The sequence below is a fragment of the Janthinobacterium sp. PAMC25594 genome (genome assembly GCF_019443505.1).
Taxonomy (GTDB): Bacteria; Pseudomonadota; Gammaproteobacteria; order Burkholderiales; family Burkholderiaceae_D; genus Janthinobacterium.
This window is the reverse complement of sequence record NZ_CP080377.1, coordinates 6,024,856-6,044,452: the sequence shown is the minus strand read 5'-3', so window position 1 is coordinate 6,044,452 and position 19,597 is coordinate 6,024,856. Positions and strand designations below refer to the sequence as shown.

Sequence of the window (19,597 nt, the reverse complement as noted above, 5' to 3'; positions counted from 1 at the left end):
CCATGCATGCTCCCATTCCCATCCTGCGCAGCTTTTCCGAAGCCAAGGCGCGCGAGTTTTACCTCGGTTTCCTCGGCTTTACCCTGGACTGGGAACATCGCTTCGAGTCCACGGCGCCGCTGTACCTGCAGGTGACGCGGGGCGAACTCGTGCTGCACCTGTCCGAGCACCACGGCGACGCCACGCCGGGGTCGGCGCTGCTGATCCCCGTCGATGACATCGCCGCCCTGCACGCGGAGCTGCAGGCCAAGGATTACCCGTATGCGCGACCCGGCATCCGCGACGAGGACTGGGGCCGCATCCTGGAAGTGGCGGACCCGTTCGGCAACCGGCTGCGCTTCTGGCAGCGCAGCGAGTAAAGTCATTGCCCGCTCAGCGCACGCATTTCCGCATACAGGTTCGCCTTGCCCTCGAAGCCGATGCCGACCAGGTCCGGCATCGTGATGTGGCCGTTTTCCACGCGCACGCCATCGGGGAAACCGCCGAACGGCTGGAATAAATCAGGATACGATTCATTGCCGCCCAGGCCCAGGCCCGCCGCGATATTCAAGGACATCTGATGACCGCCGTGCGGGATGCAGCGGCTGCGCGACCAGCCGTGCTGGTGCAGCATGTCCAAGGTGCGCAGGTATTCCACCAGGCCGTAGCTGAGGGCGCAGTCGAACTGCAGCCAGTCGCGGTCGGCGCGCATGCCGCCGTAGCGGATCAGGTTGCGCGCATCCTGCATGGAAAACAGGTTCTCGCCCGTCGCCATGGGCTTGTCGTAATAGCTGCGCAAGGTCGCTTGCAGCTCGAAGTCGAGCGGATCGCCCGCCTCTTCATACCAGAACAGATCGTACTGGCGCAGCGCCTTGGCGTAGGCGATCGAGGTATCGAGATCGAAGCGGCCGTTGGCGTCCACGCACAGCTTCTGCCCATCCTGCAGCACCTCCATGATGGCGTCGATGCGGCGCAAGTCTTCATCGAGCGAGGCGCCGCCGATCTTTTTCTTGACCACCGTGTAGCCGCGGTCGACATAGCTGCGCATCTCGTCCTGCAGGGCGGACAGGCTCTGGCCCGGGTAGTAATAGCCGCCCGCCGCATACACGAAGACTTTTTTGTCGGGCACGCCCGTGCCGTGGCGCTCGGCCAGCAGCTGGAACAGCGGTTTGTTCTCGATCTTCGCCACGGCATCCCAGATGGCCATGTCGATGGTGCCGATGGCCACCGAGCGTTCGCCGTGGCCGCCCGGCTTTTCATTGGTGTACATGCAATCCCACACCTTGTGCGGATCGAGATTGGCGCCGTCGTCCGTGACGAGCGAAGCGGGATCTGCGTCGAGGATGCGGGGGATGAAGCGCTCGCGCATCAGCATGCCCTGGCCGTAGCGGCCGTTCGAATTGAAGCCGTAGCCGACGACGGGCTTGCCGTCGCGCATCACGTCCGTGACGACGGCCACCAGGCTCAAGGTCATCTTCGTGAAATCGATGTAGGCGTTGCGGATGGGGGAAGAGATGGGGATGGTCTTTTCGCGGATCTCGACGATTTTCATGCGGCTCTCCTGTGGGTGAAAACAATGACGCCAGCTTACCCGCGATACAAAGCCATATAATCGATAATAATTTAAAGCATTATTCACTTGAAGTGAAAGATGAACCATGAAAACGGACGCCACAACGGAAATGGCCTTCTTTGTGCTGCTGGCCAAGCTGGGCAGCCTGTCGGCCACGGCGCGCGAGCTGGGCATCACGCCGCCCGCCGTCAGCAAGCGATTGGTGCTGATGGAGCAGCGCCTGGGCGTGCGTTTGCTCAACCGCAGCACGCGGCGCATCAGCCTGACGGGCGACGGCGAAAGCTATCTGCGACAGGCGCGGCAGATCCTCGACGATATCCGCGCCATGGAGGAGTCGCTGGCCAGCGGCGGCGCGGAGCCGCGCGGACTGCTGCGCGTGAATGCCACCTTGGGTTTCGGGCGCACGGTGATCGCGCCCCTGCTGTCGCAATTCGCGCTGCGCCACCCGCAGCTGGAAGTGCAGCTGCAGCTGACGGACAGCCCCATCAACCTGGTCGAGCAGGCGTACGACCTGGGCATCCGCTTCGGCGATTTGCCCGACACGCGCCTGTCGGCGCGGCGCATCATGTCGAACCGGCGCTTCCTGTGCGCCTCGCCCGCCTACCTGCAGGCGCACGGCACGCCGCGCACACCCGACGACCTGGCGCAGCACCGCTGCATCGTGCACCGGCAGAACGACGACGCCTACGGCATCTGGCGTTTGAGCCGTGGCCGCGCCAGCCACACGGTGAAGGTGCGCGGCACGGTGGCCAGCAACGATGGCGACGTGGTGCTGGGCTGGGCGCTGGACGGGCACGGCATCCTGTTGCGTTCGGAATGGGACCTGGCGCGCTACCTCGACAGCGGCCGCCTGCGCGTGGTGCTGGCCGACTATACGCTGGCGCCGGCCGACCTGTACGCCTACTACCCGAGCCGCCACCAGCTACCCGCCAAAGTGCGCGCTTTTATCAATTTTCTCATCCAGCAATTGCAGCCGGAAGCGGCCACGGCGGCCGAATCAGGTTAAACTACAATATTGCGATATGGCAATATTATGAAGGAGTAAGTTTTGCTAGTCATACTCGGATTTCTCGTCGTGCTGTTTTCCGTCTTCGGCGGCTTCGCCATGCAGGGCGGCCACCTGGCGGCCCTGTTCCAGCCGCTGGAACTGCTGATGATCGGCGGCGCCGCGCTGGGCACCTTCTTTGTCGGCAATGACGCCAAGGCCATCCGCGCCACGTTCGCCGCCCTGCCCACCCTGTTCCACGGTTCGCAGTACACGAAGGCGCGCTATATGGAACTGATGGGGCTGATGTATGAAATCCTCAGCAAGATCCGCAAGGAAGGCTTGATGTCGGTCGAGGACGATATCGACGACCCGTACCGCAGCGCCATCTTCGTGAAATACCCGTACACGCTCGGTGACGAGCACATCCTGGAATTCATCACCGATTATTTGCGGCTGATGGTGTCGGGCAATATGGACGCTTACCAGATCGAAAACCTGATGGATAACGAGATCGAGACGCACCACGAAGATGCGGAAATGCCGATCCAGACGATTTCGCAGCTGGCCGACGCCATGCCCGCCTTCGGCATCGTGGCCGCCGTGATGGGCGTGGTGCATACCATGGCCTCCGTCGGCTTGCCGCCGGCCGAGCTGGGCGTGCTGATCGCGCAGGCGCTGGTGGGCACCTTCATCGGCATCCTGCTGGCCTACGGCTTCATCGCGCCGCTGGCCAGCCTGCTGCGCCGCAAGCACCATGAAACGGCAAAGATGTACCAGTGCGTAAAAGTGACCTTGCTGGCCAGCCTGAACGGCTATGCGCCGGCGCTGGCCGTGGAATTCGGCCGCAAGGTCATTTCCGCCACGGAACGCCCCTCGTTCAGCGAACTGGAAAACCACGTGCGCCAGGTGCGCACGAAGAACTGATACGGCCTGTTTCACTTGCCCGGCGCGTCAGGCTTCCGGCGACGGCAGCGGATACGCCAGCGCGCTTCTGGCGGCTTGCTGTCATGGGCGCGATGACCTTGTAAGCAACAGCCCGCGTAACAGCAATTCCAAGGCAGCAACTCCCTCGATCAAGCGCGCCGTGCCTTCGTCACCGTCTGCGATCCAGAACGCCGCTTCTGCCAGACTGCCGTAAATCAGCGAAGCCAGTGCCCTTGGGCTGGCGTCTGCCACGATGCCTTGATGAATCAGCTCCTGGATAATGCCCTGCATCGACTCGACGCAATGGCGCTGCGAGTCCGGTGAGGCACCACCGAGGACCGCCCTGGCATCGCGTAAAACGATGCGCTGAATTTCCGGCTCCAGGGCCATCTCCAGATAGGCACGGCAGCGACTGCGAAAACCGTCCCACAGATCGTCGGCGCGTTCGGAGATGGTTTGCAGGCGCTCATCCATTTCCGCGTCGATCTGTTCTACCACCGCGAGCAGCAAGCCCTTCTTGTCGCCAAAGTGGTGATACAGCGCACCACGCGTCAGCCCTGCCTGCGCGGTGAGGTCATCCATTGATGTGTCGGCATAACCGCGCTCGCTGAACACTTTGCGGGCCGTGGTCAGCAACGATGCACGGGTTTCTTCCATTTCGGCACGGGTGCGGCGAACCATTGCTTCTTCCTTACATACGTAGCGTATGATTGTTTACATACAGTGCGTATGAATATATAATTTATTCATACGTGCTGTATGTATTATCACTGCGACGTGTCGCCATTGCAAGCAGGGCATGCGCTTGCATCACAGCGACCCGACGCCGCCGGATGCCGGCACACGCCATTTATCGATTGATCATGAAGGATATGAACCATGAGTACATCTCCCAACGCTGCAACAGAAACCGCTGTCCGTCACCCGTGGCTGGCGGTCACCGCCATAGGCATGGCCACCTTCTCGGTCGTGACGACGGAAATGCTGCCGGTCGGCCTGTTGACGCCGATTGGTGACACCCTGGACAGCTCCACCGGAACCGCCGGCCTGATGATCTCGCTGCCAGCATTACTGGCGGCCTTGTTCGCTCCGCTGCTGGTGATCGCATCGGGAAGCCTGGACCGGCGCAAAATTCTCTGTGGTTTGCTGAGTCTGTTAGTGATCGCGAACATTGCCTCGGCATTGGCACAAAACATGGCGTGGATGCTGGCTGCACGTGTTCTTGTCGGTTTTTGCATGGGCGGAATCTGGGCCATTGCCGGTGGCCTGGCGTCCCGCCTTGTTCCCGCGCCCTCAATCGGCCTGGCAACGTCGATTATCTTCGGCGGAGTAGCGATCGCTTCCGTGCTGGGCGTGCCGCTTGGCGCACAAATCGGCGACTTTGCAGGATGGCGCTGGGCCTTTGGCGCCATGGCGCTGTTCAGCGGCCTGGTACTGGCGCTGCATCTGGCTGTCATTCCTGCCCTGCCCGCTGCCGGTTCGGCGACCTTGCGCCAATTCGGCAAGCAGTTGCGCAACCGGCAATTGCAAGCGGGGCTGCTTCTGACCCTGTTGCTGGTGACGAGCCATTTCGCGGCCTTCACCTTTGTGCGTCCGTTGCTGCTGTCAGTGTCGGGGTTTGATGCGCAATGGCTGGGCGCACTGCTGTTTTGCTATGGCTTCGCGGGCATCATTGGCAACTTCCTGGCCGGTGTCGTCGCGGTGCGGCGCACGGCGCCAACCATCATCGCCATCTCGGGCGGCCTGCTGCTCACGCCGCTGCTGTTCCTGGCGGTCGGCGACTCCAGCATCGGCGGCGGCGTGGTGTTGCTGGTTTGGGGACTGGCCTACGGCGGTGTATCGGTCGGCCTGATGACCTTGATGATGAAGGCGGCGCCTCGGGCCGTGGAGATCGTCGCCGCGCTGTATGTAAGTGTATTCAATGTTGCCATTGCGCTCGGGGCATGGACCGGTGGACAGGCCGTCGACAGGCTGGGCCTCTGCGCCAACCTCTGGCTCGCCGCAGGATTCGCCGCTGCTGCCTTGCTGCTGTCGTTGAGGATCCGCTTTGACGGCGAGGAGGCTCTCGGTCATCACGCGTTCAACGATGAACAGATTTGGTAGCCTTGCCCTGTTCCCAATGAGTGGCCCCCTAACCTCTTGGTTGTTTTCTACAGATAAGGTTCTTCGTCTGCTCAGGTGTGTAATGCTCAACGACTTGAACCGTGTCGGATAATTGAAGAAGAGGGTAGTGTTCCCGCATCCCCTCGAGCATGACCATTGGCGGCCACATGGCCTCCATGCCGCAGAACGCGGCGGCCTTGTTTAAAGGCATATACGTGCAGCGGGTGACCCATACGACAGTCGTTTGGCCAGGCTTTCCTTCGCACTCATAACGCAAATAGCCAGGTTCTATGTGCAATTCGCCGAAGCGGATCGTTGACCTCTTGTTTCCATTTAGCAAGTCTGGGAAAAGTCGGGAGACCACCATCAAAGTTTGCATGTTTGACTCCTTGATAAGCAGATAAAACGGCACCTGGGCACAGTGGCAGATCTGAAAAAAGCACGCGATAGCCGTATTTTCATCAGTATTGCGGAGTTGGATCGGTGGGTCGAGAGCTCTCCGCAGGAAGCGAAGATGTAATCAACGAGGACGAAGGCGCGCTGCAATTGGGTGTTCAGCACGCAGTTGTAGGAGGTCCCATAGATTGCCATACAGGTCCTCGAACACCGCCACCATGCCATACTCGGCATCCTTGGGCTCCCGAATGAACGTGATGTCATGAGCACGCAAACGCTCATAGTCGCGCCAGAAGTCATCAGTGTTAAGGAACAGAAATACGCGTCCACCAGTTTGATTTCCAACATACGGCTCTTGTTCAGGCTTAGATGCTTTTGCCAACAACAGTGTGGTACCGACCCCGCCTGGTGGGGCTACCACAACCCATCGTTTATCCTGCTCCACCTGATAGATATCTTCGAGTAGCTCGAAACCAAGTTTATTGACGTAAAAATTGATTGCTTCGTCATAGTCGCGTACGACTAGCGTTATATGTACGATAGTTTGCGGCATGCGGTCTCCAAATTTAGGTTGAGAAAGTCCCGTAGCTTACCACTTGCATTTAGCACGGTTTCCGGATGGCGCCTCCATCTGCAATTGGCCGGTTGCCGTCCTTGCCAGGTCCCGCCCAATTACCGACATTCCTCTCGTTGCAGGCACTATGAGTCTTAGATGCCCATAACAGCCTCGAAGAGATGACGAACCCACTCGCTAAACGCGAGGCGTTTGGACTCGCGTTGCCTCAGCCGATGCATCAATAACCACGTTGCATACAAGGCGATCATTACGGCGCACGCTGCGCTGATGGTAACTGTGATGATCTGTATAGCTGGAAGCATCAGCAGCTGTCCTCATTCTCGCAACGCTCGCTTGTGGCCGCTTGCCGTAGTTGGCAGATTCCCCCCCATAGCGGACTTTGCAATATCAAAATGATCGCCTGAACATTATTCAAGCTTTGAGTCTCGGTCACAAGCGTATTTAGGGTGCTGCGCTGGAGTGAGGAAAGTATCGATGGCGGATACAATTTTGGCCTTCAATTGTTCACTGCCAGCATCTTGCATATCCTTGTGGCGCGAGCCTTTGATGTGGACCACGCATGTACCGTAGTGACCGCGCTCTTCCTCATTCGGCAGTACACCGCGGTCGGCAGTGGTGTCACTGGCACGAATTGTCAGGACGTGGATACCAGCTGAGCGGGGCAACGCGACCCGACGGCTGTCGAGGCTGATAAAGCTGGATACGCGGCTCGGGTTGTCAGCGGCAAACTGAGCCGAACTGTCGCCACCAAGGGAGTGCCCGACGAGAAGCAAGTGTCGCCAATCGAACTGAGGATAGCGTACTGCGGTCCCGTCGATCACGGTGGAGATCGACCGTGAAGCTACGCGGGCCATCGACGAGTTACTGCGTAGCCTCGCAGTAGGTGTGCTCCTGGCCGAGAACGGACGGTCGGAATGACTCAGCGTACGAAGTTATTGCCTTCATGACAAGCAAGAGGTGTTATTCAGTTCGCCAAGTCCTCCCCGCCATTTACTGGCCCGGCACCGTTTCATCCGGGCAGCTGACCTCGTCCTCTGGCGTATATAAAGTCATCGGCACGCGCTGGCCATCGACTTCCAGCTCGCGCACCTTCGGCGGTACCAGCTGGAACTCGCCTGCCTGCAACTTCTCGCGCAGGGGCTTGCAGCGCAGGGCATCCACGGGGATTTGCCCGCGCGCGGTCCAGCTGCCGTCTTCCTTTTCCGCCAGCAAGACCGACGAGGCGCGCGGGTCATTGCTGATCAGCAGCACGTCCTCTTTACCATCGCCATCGAAATCGAGCAGGTAGGCATCGCACTGCGGCCCTGCCCGCTTCAAACAGGCGGGCAGGCGCCAGGCCGGGCTCACTTGCGTCCAGTCCTGGCGCAGGAAACTGTCCGGCAGCTTCGCCGTGGCCGGGCGCAGGGTCAGGTTGATCGACACGTCGCTCAGCGCGCCCGTCTCGTCGAGGCGGTTCTGGCGCTTGAGCATGGCCTCGGCGCGGGCCCGCACGATGGCCGCATCCGGGCCGGTCGTGCGTTTGCTCAATTCCTGCAAGGCCGCCTGGCCATAGCGGGCGCCCTGGAAGCGCAGGTATTCGAAATCGAACTTGTCCACGCTTACTTTACCGCTGTCCAGGCGCGCCATCTGGCTGGCCACGGAAATGCGCGCCGGGTCCGCCAGCGGCGAGAACAGGGCGAACAGCACCAGCAGGGTGACAAAGGCGGTGGCCACGTTGACGTTGGCGATCAGGTGCAGCCAGTCGCCATACTTGCTGGCCGCCCAGGCATAGCCGGCGGCGTAGCAGGTGGCAACCAGCAGGCAGGCGGCAGCGATCAGGCGGTCGGCCGTCCAGCCATGCGACATCACGCGTAAGGTCAGCGCATAGATGGCGATGCCCACCACCCATGGCAGCAGCAGACAGGCCAGGCGCGTGCCCAGGCGGATGCCGCGCGCCACGCCATGGCCCACTTCGCCATTCTGGAAGGCGGCATTGATCAGCACCACCAGCACGCCGGCCATGCCCAGCAGCACGGAGGCCGCATGGCGCGTGGCCCACAGGCGCTCGAAGCCGATGAATGGCAGGGTCAGCAGGAAGCCGGAAACGAGCACGGCGGCGATCGGCATCAGCCACGACAGCAACACCAGCAGCAGGGTGCGGATGCCGCGCACGATGGACGGGCGCACGTCCGTGATATGGATGGCGAACGAAAACGCGAAGCAGATGACGGGAATCACGAACCAGGCCTGGCCCAGCAGCTTTTTCAGGAAACTGAGCTTGATCAGCAGGAACAGTTGCCCGCCCAGCCACAGCACCAGCCACAGGCCCAGCACGAACAGCAGCGAGAACAGCAACTGGATGCCCAGCTTCCAGGCGATTTCAAAATACGTGGGGTAGCGGGCGATGCGCCGGCCATCCTGGGCGCTGGCCAGCACCAGCGCATGGGCGATATACAAGCCCACCACGCAAAAACCGAACAGCTGGGCCGAAATCACCCGCAGCGGCGCACCGGGCTTGTAGTTACCCCAGATCACGTGTTCGGCGCCGCGCGCCACGTCATGCCAGGCCAGCACGGCCAGCACGACGGCCGCACCGGCCATCCACAGGGCGATGCGCTTCACCGACATATGGCCCAGGCTGGAGACCAGCAGGATCGGCAGCAGCAAGCTGATCAGCATCAACGGCCCCAGCAGGTAGGCTTCCGTGGCGGGCCACACCTTGTCTTGCGCCGTGCTGTACAGCCAGTACAGCAGCAAGCCTTGCAGCAGGCCCGTCATCAGGCGCGTCACCGCGATGCGCGGCGCCACCACCGGATCGAGCAACGCCATGTTTTTTCCTGCGGCATCCTGCTGCATAGTCATTCCTTTAATAGTCGTTTATTGCTGTAAAGCACGGCCATTATTGCATTTCGTTATATTCATCTCAACAGCGATTCGTGCGCGCGCCCTTCCCGCCCGCCTCCGGCGCCGCGCAGAGGCAGGCTTTGCGCCAGGCCCCAGGCCAGTTCCGGCACGATGAACAGCCACAGCACGGGCTGGCCCGTGACCAGCAGCGCCCATGCCATCCACAGGGAAAACAGGTAGCGCGCCGCCGCGTCATAGCGGCCGAAGCGCGGCTGCGGGTCGAGCAGGCGCGGCACCGACCAGACCATGACCACGCTGCCCAGCAAGCTGCTGATGAACAGATGAAACGGTTCGAAGAGGGGCAACGGCACGCCGCCACGGCGCAATTGCTGCGCGCGGCGCTGGCGCGCAAGCTGCTTGACATCGATGCGCGCATCGCGGGATTGACGCAGTTGCGCGGAGAACTGGCGCGGCGGCTGGAGCCGCAAGCGGCGGCGTGTCCGTTACGGGGAGAGGCCGATGCAGCTCAACTAAACCTGGCGTAAAAAAACCGCCTGTGCATGGCAGCAGGCGGTTTGATCTCGGACAAAGCCAGGCTTACTTGGCGGCCTTGCGGCGGCGCAGGAAACCCATCAGGCCCAGGCCAGCGAGCAGCATGGCGTAGGTTTCCGGTTCCGGCACGGCGGTCATCACGGACACGTTGTCGATCACGGCGCCCGAGTAGTTGTCGAGCGGCGTGCCGGCCTTGGCGGCGCTGGCAAACGACAGGGTCGCCAGGCCGGTGGTGGCAGCCGTGAAACTCAGGGTATTGCTGTACAAGGTGTTCGAGGCGGCAGCCGTCGAGTAGAAATCGCCTGCCACGCCACCGAAACTGACCGCCACGCCCTGACCTGCGGGGCCGCCGGAATTGCGCGCCATGTCAAAGCTCAGCTTATACGTCTGGCCGGCAACGACATTGAAACTTTGCGAGAGGAAACCCGGACCAGGCGTGCCCAGCATATCGATGCTGTAGCCATTGATGGCATTGTAGGCATTGCGGATCAGGTCGACAGAACTGGCGCCAACGGTCCAGCCCGTAATGGCCGACGAACCGCTGTTGACGACTTTAAAACCGCTGTCGATGGTGTAGCCGGAAGCGACCGTTTCAAAATTGCCATTCGTGATCAGGTTGACGGGGCTGGCGCTGGCGGAGCCTGCAGCAAACAGGGCGACAACTGCTGCGATGGTGGCGATTTTCATGAGCTGGTTTCCTTGCTTTGTTGATATTAAAGTTACCTTAAGTGAAATCATATCTCAGCCATGATGAAAATCAAAGAACTTTGCAAAAATATATTTAACGTGGATAATATGCAACACCTCCAGATCCCCCCCTCTGAGGTGGAGCGTCAATCGAGTTCCTGCCGCGCCACCAGGATGCCGTCCGCATCGGCGTAGATCCAGTCGCCCGGATGCACGGCCACGCCGCTGATCTGCACGCGCACGTCGCGCCGGCCCGTACCCGCTTTATTGCTCTTGCGCGGATGCGTGGCCAGTGCACGCACGCCGATCTGGCAGACATTGATTTCCTCGCTGTCACGGATGCATCCATCGACGACGATGCCGGCCCAGCCGTTGCTTTCGGCCAGCACGCCCAGCTGGCCGCCCACCAGCGCGCGGCGCAGGCTGCCGCCGCCATCGATCACCAGCACATGGCCCTGGCCCGGCGTTTCCAGGGTGCTGCGCACAAGGGCATTGTCTTCGAACACTTGCAAGGTGGTGGCCGGGCCGCGGAAGCGCACGCGCTGGCCGAAAGCGCGGTACACGGGCGGCAGCACGGCCAGGGTGCCATCGTCCAGCATGGCTGCATGGTCGTCGCACAGATCGGTGGTGGCAAAGCTCATGGGAACTCCTTGAATGGCAGATGGCAACGATTCTATGCCTTTTGCAGCGCCGCGGCGCGTGTTTTGCCGCCCACGCCCACGGCCGTGGCAATCGCCAGCGCCTGGAATACGCCGATGAAGACGAACAGCAAGGCCGGATGGTCGCCATCCATCAGCGCGCCAAAGAACAGGGGCCCGACGGCCAGGCCGCTGTCGAGGCCCGAATACACGACGCCATACACGCGCCCCGTGGCATTCTTCGGTGCCGCCGCGCGTATCATCAGGTCGCGCGACGGTCCCGCCACGCCCGACGTCAGGCCGATGGCGCCCATCAGCACCACCGCGCCCCAGGCCGGCACGACGGCCATGGCCAGCAGCACGGCCAGCAGCGCGGCGGCGGAAAAGGCGATCGCCACGTTGCGGTCCGGCTGCTTGCTGCGCGCGCCCACCACGCCGCCGGCCAGCATGCCCACGGCCGAGGCCAGCATGTAGGCCGTGTAGGCGCTGGTGGCCAGCGCCAGGCTCATGCCGTACAGCTTGACCAGGGCCACGCTGGCAAAGCTCTGGATGCCGCCCAGGGCGATGGCGGTAATGAAGAAGAAGGCAAAACACATCCACACGGCCGGCAAACGCAAAAAGTCCAGCGTGCCTTCGCCGCCGCCCGCCTGACCCGGCGCGGCCTTTTTCAACGGCTCGGGACGGATGGCGTGGCGGTTCAGGAACAGGATCAGCAGCACGCCGAACGGCAGCACGGCCGCGCACTGCAGCGCGATTCTCCAGTCATACTGGGTGGCAACATAGGTCATGAACAGCGGTGCCAGGGCCCAGCCGATGTTGCCGCTGATGCCATGCACGGAAAAGCCGTAGGCCACGCGGGCCGCCGAGACGCGCTGGTTGAGGATCGTATAGTCGGCCGGATGGAACACGCTGTTGCCCATGCCGGCCAGCATGGCGCCCAGCATCAGCGCCGCATAGCTGTGCGCGGTGGACAGGGCCAGCGCCGACACGCCCAGCAGGAAAATGCCGGAAAACAGCACGGCGCGGGCGCCGAAGCGGTCGACGACAAAGCCGGCCAGCGCCTGCCCCACGCCCGAGATGATGAAAAACACCGTCATCAGCAAGCCCAGTTCCGCATACGACAGGCCGAAGGCGGGTTTCAGCCAGACGAACAGGGCCGCGAGGATCAGGTGGTAGAAGTGCGAAATGCCATGCGCCAGGCCCACCAGGGCGATGACGCGCGCGTCGCTGCGCAAGGTTGGCGGTGACTGCGGCGGCAAGTCTGTTGCCGAGTTAGTTGTTATCATGTCATACCCTGTCTTATACTGGTGAAGCTCAAGTGTATGCAAAATACCATCGTCTGTTTTCCGACAGAACGACATAATTTATCGAATTAAGGCCAAGCTGATGGGTGTACCTATCCTCCACCATACCCGCATGTGTCCGCCAAGGGAGGCGCCCAGTGCGACCATCCCCGTGACCATGGTCGCGCGCGACCTGCAACCCGATGAATTTTTATTACCGCACAGCCACCCCTGGGGCCAGGTCACCATGGCGCTCGAAGGCGTGCTGCGCATTACCGCCAACAACAGCAGCTGGGTGCTGCCGCCCATGCGCGCCATCTGGATCGCGCCGAACGTGGAGCATGCCGTCACGATACTGGAAAAAACCCGCTTGCGCCCCCTGTGCATCCATGCCGCGCGCGCGCCGTTCGCGGGCAGCGACTGCAAGGTGCTGGAAGTGTCTAACCTGCTGCGCCAGCTGATCATGGCGCTGGAGCAGCTGGACCCGGGCCAGGAACCGGCGCGCGAGGCGCTGCTGGCCGAACTGATCCTCGACGAGCTGAAACGCTCGGACACGCGTCCCATCCGTGTGCCCTTGCCCAGCGACAAGCGCCTGAAGACCCTGTGCGACAGCCTGATCGACAAGCCCGGCTTGAACCAGACGCTGGAACACTGGGCGCAGCAGGTCGGCGCCTCGGAGCGTACGCTGGCGCGGCTGTTCGAACGGGAATTGGGCATGAGTTTTGGCCAGTGGCGCCAGCAGGTGCGCCTGGCGCACGCGGCGCCCCTGATCGCGCGCGGCGTGCCGCTGTCGCAGGTGGCCGAAGAACTGGGCTACGCCAGCCAGTCGGCCTTTTCCGCCATGTTCAAGAAGACCTTCGGCAGTTCGCCATCGGCCTTCTTTGCGCAGGGCGAGCGCTCTTAAGCCATGAAGTCGAAAAGCGAATTTTTACCGGTATAACCCGGCAAGGCCGAGTTCGTGCCCATCTGTTCCTGGGCCGAATACGCCTTCACCAGCGCCTGCGCCTGCGCCGTCAATGCCTTGGCCAGCACGGCTTTCTTGTTGGTCAGCGTCGTGATGTCCTTGCCCACCGATTGCACTTCCTTGCGGATGATGCTCGTTTCGCCCGTCAGTTCACCGATCTTGCTGGAAAACTGGTCCGCCACGCCCTTGCCGTTATTCGTAAACAGCTTGCTGACGGCGTCCGGATCGGCGGCGATGGCGGCCTTGAGTTTTTTATCGTCGAGTACCAGTTCGCCGCTCTTGCCCAGGGTCACGCCGGCGCTGCCCAGGATGGAAGCGGGCACGCCCGTGCTGGCCGTGCGCAGCACTTGCTCCATCTGCGAACGCACCTGGCCCAGGGCCGTATCGGACTTCAAATCGCCCTGCTGCAGGCTCTGCAGCTTGCTGTTGAGTTCATTGTAGGCCGTGACGAAGCTGGCCACGTTGCTGGCGATCTGGCTGCTGTCCTTGGCGATGACGAGGTCCGTCGTGCCTGTTTTCTTCAATTCGATGGTGGCGCCCTCGACGGCAGTCGTCAGGGTATTCGTGGCGCTCTTGATATCCTTGCCGTCGACGGTGAGCAGCGCATCCTGCGCGGCGGCCGTCTGCTGCAGGCCCTTGCCGGCACCGGGCGCGTAGCTGAGCAGGTTGCTGACGGCCGCGTCGCCGGACACGCTGATGCGCATGCTGCTGTCGGCGCCGCTCTTGCCGTTCAGCGCCAGCGAATAGCCATCGGGACCCTTCACCACGCTGGCGTCGATGCCCTGCTGCTTCAGTGCGGCGGCGATGCCGTCGAGGCTATTGTTGCTGCTGTCAATCGTCAGCGAAATGACCTTGCCGCTGCCGGGCGTAAATTGCTTGCCGTCCGTGCTGCCCACTTCGATCTTCACCAGCGCCGGCGCCCCCGTGCCGATGGCCGCGCTCGACGATTTCTGCACGCCACTCTGCAGTGTCTGCCCCTGCGCCAGCTGCTTGATGTTCATTTCGTGGCTGCCGCTGACAGCCTTGTCGGTGGTGGTGGCGCTGACGACGTCCTTGGTGCTCGACGTGGCCGAAGTGGCCAGGCCGCTGCCGGCCATGTTCTTGGCCACGGTCTGGAATTTCGCCAGCGCCGATTGCAACTGGCCCAGGCCCGAGAATTTGGCCTGGTCGCGCGCCAGGTTGGCGTTGAGCTTGACGACGCCCGTGTTCTGCGACTGCATCTGGCGCTCCACCTTCGCATATACATCGGCCGAGATATTGCCCTGCGTCGTCTGTTGCGTGTTGTTGGTGTAAGCCCTGCTGTTGATGGTCGAATTAAACATGGTAGGCATTCCCGTCGGGTGTAAGGTCATGGCACACGGTTCAGGTCATGACCGCGCGCTGCGCTGGAAACGGACATCAAGCGCGCATGGCGCGGCAAGGTTCCTCTTCTGGTTGATAATTATGCAGTATTACCGGAATATCAAAACAGCGAACAGAACAAGTTTTTCCTGACTGCAAACCCATATGCACCATTTTAGCGCATTTCACCGGCAGCACTCCCCGGGCATGCCTCAGCGCATGAATTTCGAAATGGCGCTGCTGACAGCCATGTCCAGCTGCGGGAAAGTGAGTCCCACCTTGAAACCTGCACTGCTGAAAATGCAGTGCGAGACGGACACGCGCGCCTCGATGATGTGTGCCGAGCCATCGTAAAACAATTCGAACAACACCTTGCCCTGCTTGCCTGTCGGCACCGGCTCCGCGATGACGGCCGCCATGCCGCCCGGCCCCACATCGAGGGTGCGCGCCGCCACGGGCCCCGCGCCATCCATTACCAACATTGCCTTGGCACGCAATATCTTGCGTGCGCCCTGCCTTTGCTCAACTGACACTGTATTCCGCTTCTCTAAAACTATGCATTGTCGATGCGAACTCGCTGCGCGAATTCATCGGACAAATATTATAGTTCTAAACGGAAATTCTGTTTGACTTGTCTTAAGCTTGGCATTTAAACCATACCAACTCTTACTCCAGATCGCGCAATTTGTTGAACGCTTCGTCGATGCGCTCGACGCCGATGACCTTGAGACCCTTGATCGCTTGCTTGGGCAGGTTGGACTTGGGCACCACGGCCAGGGTAAAGCCCAGCTTGGCCGCTTCGCGCAAGCGTTCCTGGCCCCGTGGCGCAGGGCGGATTTCGCCGGCCAGGCCCACTTCGCCAAACACCACGAGTCCCCGCGGCAAGGGTTTGTTGCGCATCGACGAGTTAATCGCCAGCAACACGGCCAGGTCGGCCGCCGGTTCCGTAATTTTGACGCCGCCGACGGCATTGATGAACACGTCCTGGTCGAAGGCGGCGATGCCCGCATGGCGGTGCGCCACGGCCAGCAGCATGGCCAGGCGGTTCTGCTCCAGGCCCACCGACAGGCGGCGCGCATTCGGCAAGTGGCTGGTATCGACCAGGGCCTGGATTTCCACCAGCAGCGGGCGCGTGCCTTCCTGCGTCACCATCACGCAGGAACCGGGCACCTGGTTGTCGTGCTGCGACAGGAACAGGGCGGACGGGTTCGACACGCCCTTCAAGCCCTTTTCCGTCATGGCAAACACGCCCAGCTCATTGACGGCGCCGAAACGGTTCTTGATGGCGCGCACCAGGCGGAAGCTGGAATGGGCGTCGCCCTCGAAATACAGCACCGTGTCGACGATGTGTTCGAGCACGCGGGGGCCGGCCAGCGCGCCCTCTTTCGTCACGTGGCCCACCAGGATGATGGTCACGCCCGTCTGCTTGGCCGCGCGCGTCAGTTGCGCCGCGCATTCGCGCACTTGCGCCACGGAACCGGGCGCCGAGCTGAGCGCGTCCGAATACACGGTCTGGATCGAATCAATCACCACCACTTCCGGCTTCAGGTCGGCCAGGGTGCCGAGGATTTTTTCCAGCTGGATCTCGGCCTGCAATTTGAGTTCCTTGGCGTCGATGACGAGGCGCTTGGCGCGCAGGGCGATCTGTGCGCCGGACTCTTCGCCGCTGACATACAGCACGCGCTTGTGGTGCGACATGTTGGCCAGCGCCTGCAGCAGCAGGGTCGACTTGCCGATGCCGGGGTCGCCGCCGATCAGCACCACGCCGCCGGCCACCATGCCGCCGCCCAGCACGCGGTCGAATTCCTCGATGCCCGTGCCGAAGCGGGGCACGTCGATGGCGTCGATATCGTCGAGCGACAGCACGGGCGCCGTCTGCGCCAGCGACATGTGCTGCGGATTCGAATAGCGGTTGTTGCCGCCCGTTTCGGGCAGGGTTTCCACCATGGTGTTCCACTGGTTGCACGAGGTGCATTGCCCCATCCATTTATTACTGATGGCGCCGCAATCGCTGCAGGTGTAGATGGTCTTGACTTTTGCCATGGTGTACTTTGCTCAGGTAAAATGAAACAGCTGGTTATATATACAGTATATACAAACCGCGCTTGCGCGTCACCCTACGCTTCGTTCACCGGTACGCGCGGCGCCAGTGCGCACATCAGCTCGTAGCCGATGGTGCCGGCGGCCAGCGCCACCTCGTCGATCGGCATGCCCTGGCCCCACAAGGTGACCGAACTACCCACTTTTGCGCCCGGCACGTGCGTCAGGTCGACCATCAGCATGTCCATCGAGACCCGGCCGATGAGCCCCGTGCGCACGCCGTCGACCAGCACGGGCGTGCCTTCGGGCGCGTGGCGCGGATAGCCATCCGCATAGCCGCAGGCCACCACGCCCACCTTGATATTGCCGGCCGCTTCGTAGCGGCTGCCGTAGCCCACCACGTCGCCGGCGGCGATATCCTGGATACCGATGATGCTGCTGCGCAAGGTCATGGTGGGCAGCAAGCCGAAGTCCTGCGCCGAGGTGCCGCCGGGAGCGCCGCTGGGCGTGCCGCCGTACAGCATGATGCCGGGGCGCACCCAGTCGCTGTCCAGATGGTGCATCAGCACGCCGGCCGAATTGCACAGGCTGCGCGGCAAGCTTGTCCCGGTGCTGGCCGTAATGCTGGCTACCCCGGCTTCGAAACGCAGCATCTGCTGGGCCAAAGGCAAGCGCGTGGGACCCACCTCGTCCGCATTGGCGAAATGCGTCATCAGGGTGATCGTGCCGATATGCGGCATGGCGCGCAGGCGCGCATACGCACCCGCCACGGCATCTGGCGTAAAGCCCAGGCGATTCATGCCCGTATTCATCTTCAGATGCACATCGATGGCGTGCGGCAAGCGCGCCGCTGCCAGCATGGCGATCTGTTCTTCGCAATGCACGCTGCCATTCAAGCCATATTGCGCCATGACCGGCAAATCGCTGGCGTCGAAAAAGCCTTCCAGCAGCAAGATGGGCTTGGCCCAGCCCAGTTCGCGCAAGCGCACGGCGTAATCGACCTCGACCAGCGCCAGGCCATCGGCGTCGGCAAAGCCCCGCATGGCCCGTTCCAGGCCGTGACCATAGGCATTCGCCTTGACGACGGCCCACACCTTGGCGCCGCGGGCACCGGCTCGGGCGCGCGCCAGATTGTGTTGCATGGCATCGAGATGGATGGTGGCGATGAGGGGCCTGGGCATATGCGTCGTTCACGGCGGGTGGGAAAGCCGTATTTTACCGGATGCACAGTAAGCGGACACTGCAGATGCCCACGATCGTGTGCAGAGGACATCATTTACAAAATGCTCACATGTGATGTATTTTTCTACGGCAGAAAAATTAAGCTTCACTTAGGCAAGACTATGCAAGGCAGCCCCTGCCAAACTTGGGGTTTGCCGTTTTTTCGTGGTATAAAGCAAGCCAGATATGATTTCAGGCAATCCAGAATGAATCGTGGTTTTTATACCATCATGGCGGCGCAGTTCTTTTCTTCGCTGGCAGATAACGCCCTCTTTTTTGTCGCCGTCGATTTATTGGTGTCCATGAAATCCCCGGCGTGGATCACGCCGCTGCTCAAATTGTCGTTCGTGCTGTTTTACGTACTGTTGGCCGCTTTTGTCGGCGCTTTCGCGGATGCATTGCCGAAAGGCAAGGTCATGTTCATCGCCAACCTGGTCAAGATCTTCGGCTGCGCCCTCGTCTTCTTCCAGGTGCACCCCTTGCTTGCCTATGCCGTCGTCGGCTTTGGCGCGGCCGTGTATTCGCCCGCCAAGTACGGCATCCTGACGGAACTGCTGCCACCGGAAAAGCTCGTGGCGGCGAATGGCTGGATCGAAGGCTTGACCGTCACCTCCATCATCCTCGGCACCGTCATGGGCGGCGCGCTCGTCAGCGGCCACGTGTCCGACATGCTGCTGTCGATCGACATCCCCATGATCGATACGGGCATCACCAGCAAGACGGAAGCGGCCTTGTGCGTGGTAGTCGGCATCTACGTGATGGCGACCCTGGCCAACCTGAAGATTCCCGACACGGGCTGCGTGTATGCGCACCAGGAACGCAATCCTATCAAACTGATCACCGATTTTGCCAATTGCTATTCCATCCTGTGGAAAGACAAACTGGGTCAGATCACCCTGGCCGTGACGACCCTGTTCTGGGGCGCTGGCGCCACCTTGCAACTGATCGTGCTGGAATGGGCCAAGCAGTCGCTGAACATGCCGTTCGACAAGGCGACCAGCCTGGTGGGCGTGGTCGCCATCGGCGTGGCCGCCGGCGCCGTGCTGTCGGCACGCTTCATTCCGCTACGCAAATCGCTGACCGTCATTCCGCTGGGCATCGCCATGGGCGTGATCGTCATGATGATGACGCAAGTGCACTCCGTGTGGATCGCCTACCCGCTGCTGATACTGATCGGCGCCCTGTCCGGCTTCTTCGTCGTGCCAATGAATGCCCTGCTGCAACACCGCGGCCACGTCCTGATGAGCGCCGGCCATTCCATCGCCGTGCAGAACTTCAATGAGAACCTGTCGATTCTCACCATGCTGGCCGTATATTCGATCATGATCCGCCTGCACCTGCCGCTCAATATCATCATCACGCTGTTCGGCCTGTTCGTCGCCGGCACCATGTACATGATCATGCGCCGGCACAAGCTGAACCAGGCTGAGCATGACAATCTTTCCTTGATCGGTGAGCATAAGCATTAACGGTGGTGTCGGATTACGCGCTACGCGCCTCGGCGGCCC

At 61.6% G+C, this 19,597-nt stretch carries 20 protein-coding genes; 6 read left to right on the top strand and 14 right to left on the bottom strand.

Annotated elements, in window-relative coordinates; genetic code table 11:
• Positions 1-2: 2 nt before the first annotated feature.
• Entirely contained in the window at positions 3-359 is a 357-nt protein-coding gene (locus tag KY494_RS27065) for a glyoxalase superfamily protein (RefSeq protein ID WP_219136810.1), read from the top strand.
• A 2-nt stretch (positions 360-361) separates the two neighbouring features.
• Here KY494_RS27065 and KY494_RS27060 read toward each other — a convergent pair whose 3' ends face one another.
• Positions 362-1,531 (bottom strand): mandelate racemase/muconate lactonizing enzyme family protein, encoded by a 1,170-nt coding sequence (locus KY494_RS27060; RefSeq protein WP_219888900.1) that lies wholly within the window; start codon positions 1,529-1,531, stop codon positions 362-364.
• Between the two features lie 106 nt (positions 1,532-1,637).
• Here KY494_RS27060 and KY494_RS27055 point away from each other — a divergent pair, with 106 nt between their 5' ends.
• Together KY494_RS27055 and motA are read left to right on the top strand one after the other, a co-directional pair.
• Positions 1,638-2,558 (top strand): LysR family transcriptional regulator, encoded by a 921-nt coding sequence (locus tag KY494_RS27055; RefSeq protein WP_070288687.1) that lies wholly within the window; start codon positions 1,638-1,640, stop codon positions 2,556-2,558.
• A 42-nt stretch (positions 2,559-2,600) separates the two neighbouring features.
• Entirely contained in the window at positions 2,601-3,464 is an 864-nt protein-coding gene (gene motA, locus KY494_RS27050; protein WP_071076441.1) for a flagellar motor stator protein MotA, read from the top strand.
• A gap of 81 nt (positions 3,465-3,545) precedes the next feature.
• Here motA and KY494_RS27045 read toward each other — a convergent pair whose 3' ends face one another.
• Complete coding sequence (locus KY494_RS27045) at positions 3,546-4,145, bottom strand: TetR/AcrR family transcriptional regulator (protein ID WP_219888899.1); 600 nt, start codon at positions 4,143-4,145, stop codon at positions 3,546-3,548.
• 198 nt (positions 4,146-4,343) lie between these two features.
• Between KY494_RS27045 and KY494_RS27040 the strand changes: the two genes are divergently transcribed.
• A complete protein-coding gene (locus tag KY494_RS27040; RefSeq protein WP_219888897.1) occupies positions 4,344-5,567 on the top strand; it encodes an MFS transporter in 1,224 nt (407 codons plus the stop codon).
• 28 nt (positions 5,568-5,595) lie between these two features.
• Here KY494_RS27040 and KY494_RS27035 read toward each other — a convergent pair whose 3' ends face one another.
• The 8 genes from KY494_RS27035 to KY494_RS27000 form a co-directional block, all read right to left on the bottom strand.
• On the bottom strand, positions 5,596-5,946 hold the full coding sequence (locus KY494_RS27035) for a hypothetical protein (protein ID WP_219888896.1): 351 nt from the start codon (positions 5,944-5,946) through the stop codon (positions 5,596-5,598).
• 141 nt (positions 5,947-6,087) lie between these two features.
• Positions 6,088-6,516 carry a VOC family protein gene (locus KY494_RS27030; RefSeq protein ID WP_219888894.1) on the bottom strand — a complete coding sequence of 143 codons (429 nt, stop codon included), beginning with the start codon at positions 6,514-6,516 and terminating at the stop codon, positions 6,088-6,090.
• Positions 6,517-6,947: 431 nt separating this feature from the next.
• A complete protein-coding gene (locus KY494_RS27025) occupies positions 6,948-7,361 on the bottom strand; it encodes an alpha/beta fold hydrolase (RefSeq protein ID WP_219888893.1) in 414 nt (137 codons plus the stop codon).
• A 169-nt stretch (positions 7,362-7,530) separates the two neighbouring features.
• A complete protein-coding gene (locus KY494_RS27020) occupies positions 7,531-9,348 on the bottom strand; it encodes a DUF4153 domain-containing protein (RefSeq protein WP_219888891.1) in 1,818 nt (605 codons plus the stop codon).
• A gap of 89 nt (positions 9,349-9,437) precedes the next feature.
• Positions 9,438-9,851 carry a hypothetical protein gene (locus tag KY494_RS27015; protein WP_219888889.1) on the bottom strand — a complete coding sequence of 138 codons (414 nt, stop codon included), beginning with the start codon at positions 9,849-9,851 and terminating at the stop codon, positions 9,438-9,440.
• A 109-nt stretch (positions 9,852-9,960) separates the two neighbouring features.
• Positions 9,961-10,602 carry a choice-of-anchor C family PEP-CTERM protein gene (locus KY494_RS27010; RefSeq protein WP_257572353.1) on the bottom strand — a complete coding sequence of 214 codons (642 nt, stop codon included), beginning with the start codon at positions 10,600-10,602 and terminating at the stop codon, positions 9,961-9,963.
• Between the two features lie 146 nt (positions 10,603-10,748).
• A complete protein-coding gene (rraA, locus tag KY494_RS27005) occupies positions 10,749-11,243 on the bottom strand; it encodes a ribonuclease E activity regulator RraA (RefSeq protein WP_219136820.1) in 495 nt (164 codons plus the stop codon).
• A 32-nt stretch (positions 11,244-11,275) separates the two neighbouring features.
• The gene (locus KY494_RS27000) at positions 11,276-12,526 is read right to left on the bottom strand and encodes an MFS transporter (RefSeq protein ID WP_219136821.1); all 1,251 of its coding nucleotides are present in this window, start codon (positions 12,524-12,526) and stop codon (positions 11,276-11,278) included.
• A gap of 100 nt (positions 12,527-12,626) precedes the next feature.
• Here KY494_RS27000 and KY494_RS26995 point away from each other — a divergent pair, with 100 nt between their 5' ends.
• Positions 12,627-13,427 carry a helix-turn-helix domain-containing protein gene (locus KY494_RS26995; RefSeq protein ID WP_219136822.1) on the top strand — a complete coding sequence of 267 codons (801 nt, stop codon included), beginning with the start codon at positions 12,627-12,629 and terminating at the stop codon, positions 13,425-13,427.
• On the opposite strand, the gene fliD is transcribed toward KY494_RS26995, so the two are convergent.
• The 4 genes from fliD to alr all read right to left on the bottom strand — a co-directional run bounded on the left by fliD (position 13,424) and on the right by alr (position 18,049).
• A complete protein-coding gene (fliD, locus tag KY494_RS26990) occupies positions 13,424-14,809 on the bottom strand; it encodes a flagellar filament capping protein FliD (protein WP_219888886.1) in 1,386 nt (461 codons plus the stop codon). The two genes, KY494_RS26995 and fliD, sit on opposite strands and share 4 nt — an antisense overlap.
• A gap of 231 nt (positions 14,810-15,040) precedes the next feature.
• A complete protein-coding gene (locus KY494_RS26985) occupies positions 15,041-15,310 on the bottom strand; it encodes a PilZ domain-containing protein (protein WP_141170088.1) in 270 nt (89 codons plus the stop codon).
• 184 nt (positions 15,311-15,494) lie between these two features.
• Positions 15,495-16,871, bottom strand: a complete 1,377-nt coding sequence (radA, locus tag KY494_RS26980; protein ID WP_219888884.1) for a DNA repair protein RadA — start codon at positions 16,869-16,871, stop codon at positions 15,495-15,497.
• A gap of 74 nt (positions 16,872-16,945) precedes the next feature.
• On the bottom strand, positions 16,946-18,049 hold the full coding sequence (gene alr / locus KY494_RS26975; RefSeq protein WP_219888883.1) for an alanine racemase: 1,104 nt from the start codon (positions 18,047-18,049) through the stop codon (positions 16,946-16,948).
• Between the two features lie 246 nt (positions 18,050-18,295).
• On the opposite strand from alr, the gene lplT reads away from it, so the two are divergent.
• Positions 18,296-19,558 (top strand): lysophospholipid transporter LplT, encoded by a 1,263-nt coding sequence (lplT, locus tag KY494_RS26970; protein WP_219133506.1) that lies wholly within the window; start codon positions 18,296-18,298, stop codon positions 19,556-19,558.
• Positions 19,559-19,597 lie beyond the last annotated feature (39 nt).

Bases quoted from the DNA above. Each gene is read 5' to 3' on its own strand.
- KY494_RS27000 (WP_219136821.1), bottom strand. From the start codon at position 12,526: ATGATAACAACTAACTCGGCAACAGACTTGCCGCCGCAGTCACCGCCA.
- KY494_RS27030 (WP_219888894.1), bottom strand. From the start codon at position 6,516: ATGCCGCAAACTATCGTACATATAACGCTAGTCGTACGCGACTATGAC.
- KY494_RS27060 (WP_219888900.1), bottom strand. From the start codon at position 1,531: ATGAAAATCGTCGAGATCCGCGAAAAGACCATCCCCATCTCTTCCCCC.
- lplT (WP_219133506.1), top strand. From the start codon at position 18,296: ATGAATCGTGGTTTTTATACCATCATGGCGGCGCAGTTCTTTTCTTCG.
- fliD (WP_219888886.1), bottom strand. From the start codon at position 14,809: ATGTTTAATTCGACCATCAACAGCAGGGCTTACACCAACAACACGCAA.
- radA (WP_219888884.1), bottom strand. From the start codon at position 16,871: ATGGCAAAAGTCAAGACCATCTACACCTGCAGCGATTGCGGCGCCATC.
- KY494_RS26985 (WP_141170088.1), bottom strand. From the start codon at position 15,310: ATGTTGGTAATGGATGGCGCGGGGCCCGTGGCGGCGCGCACCCTCGAT.
- KY494_RS27045 (WP_219888899.1), bottom strand. From the start codon at position 4,145: ATGGTTCGCCGCACCCGTGCCGAAATGGAAGAAACCCGTGCATCGTTG.
- KY494_RS27065 (WP_219136810.1), top strand. From the start codon at position 3: ATGCATGCTCCCATTCCCATCCTGCGCAGCTTTTCCGAAGCCAAGGCG.
- KY494_RS27035 (WP_219888896.1), bottom strand. From the start codon at position 5,946: ATGCAAACTTTGATGGTGGTCTCCCGACTTTTCCCAGACTTGCTAAAT.
- KY494_RS27010 (WP_257572353.1), bottom strand. From the start codon at position 10,602: ATGAAAATCGCCACCATCGCAGCAGTTGTCGCCCTGTTTGCTGCAGGC.
- KY494_RS26995 (WP_219136822.1), top strand. From the start codon at position 12,627: ATGGGTGTACCTATCCTCCACCATACCCGCATGTGTCCGCCAAGGGAG.
- rraA (WP_219136820.1), bottom strand. From the start codon at position 11,243: ATGAGCTTTGCCACCACCGATCTGTGCGACGACCATGCAGCCATGCTG.
- KY494_RS27055 (WP_070288687.1), top strand. From the start codon at position 1,638: ATGAAAACGGACGCCACAACGGAAATGGCCTTCTTTGTGCTGCTGGCC.
- KY494_RS27040 (WP_219888897.1), top strand. From the start codon at position 4,344: ATGAGTACATCTCCCAACGCTGCAACAGAAACCGCTGTCCGTCACCCG.
- alr (WP_219888883.1), bottom strand. From the start codon at position 18,049: ATGCCCAGGCCCCTCATCGCCACCATCCATCTCGATGCCATGCAACAC.
- KY494_RS27020 (WP_219888891.1), bottom strand. From the start codon at position 9,348: ATGGCGTTGCTCGATCCGGTGGTGGCGCCGCGCATCGCGGTGACGCGC.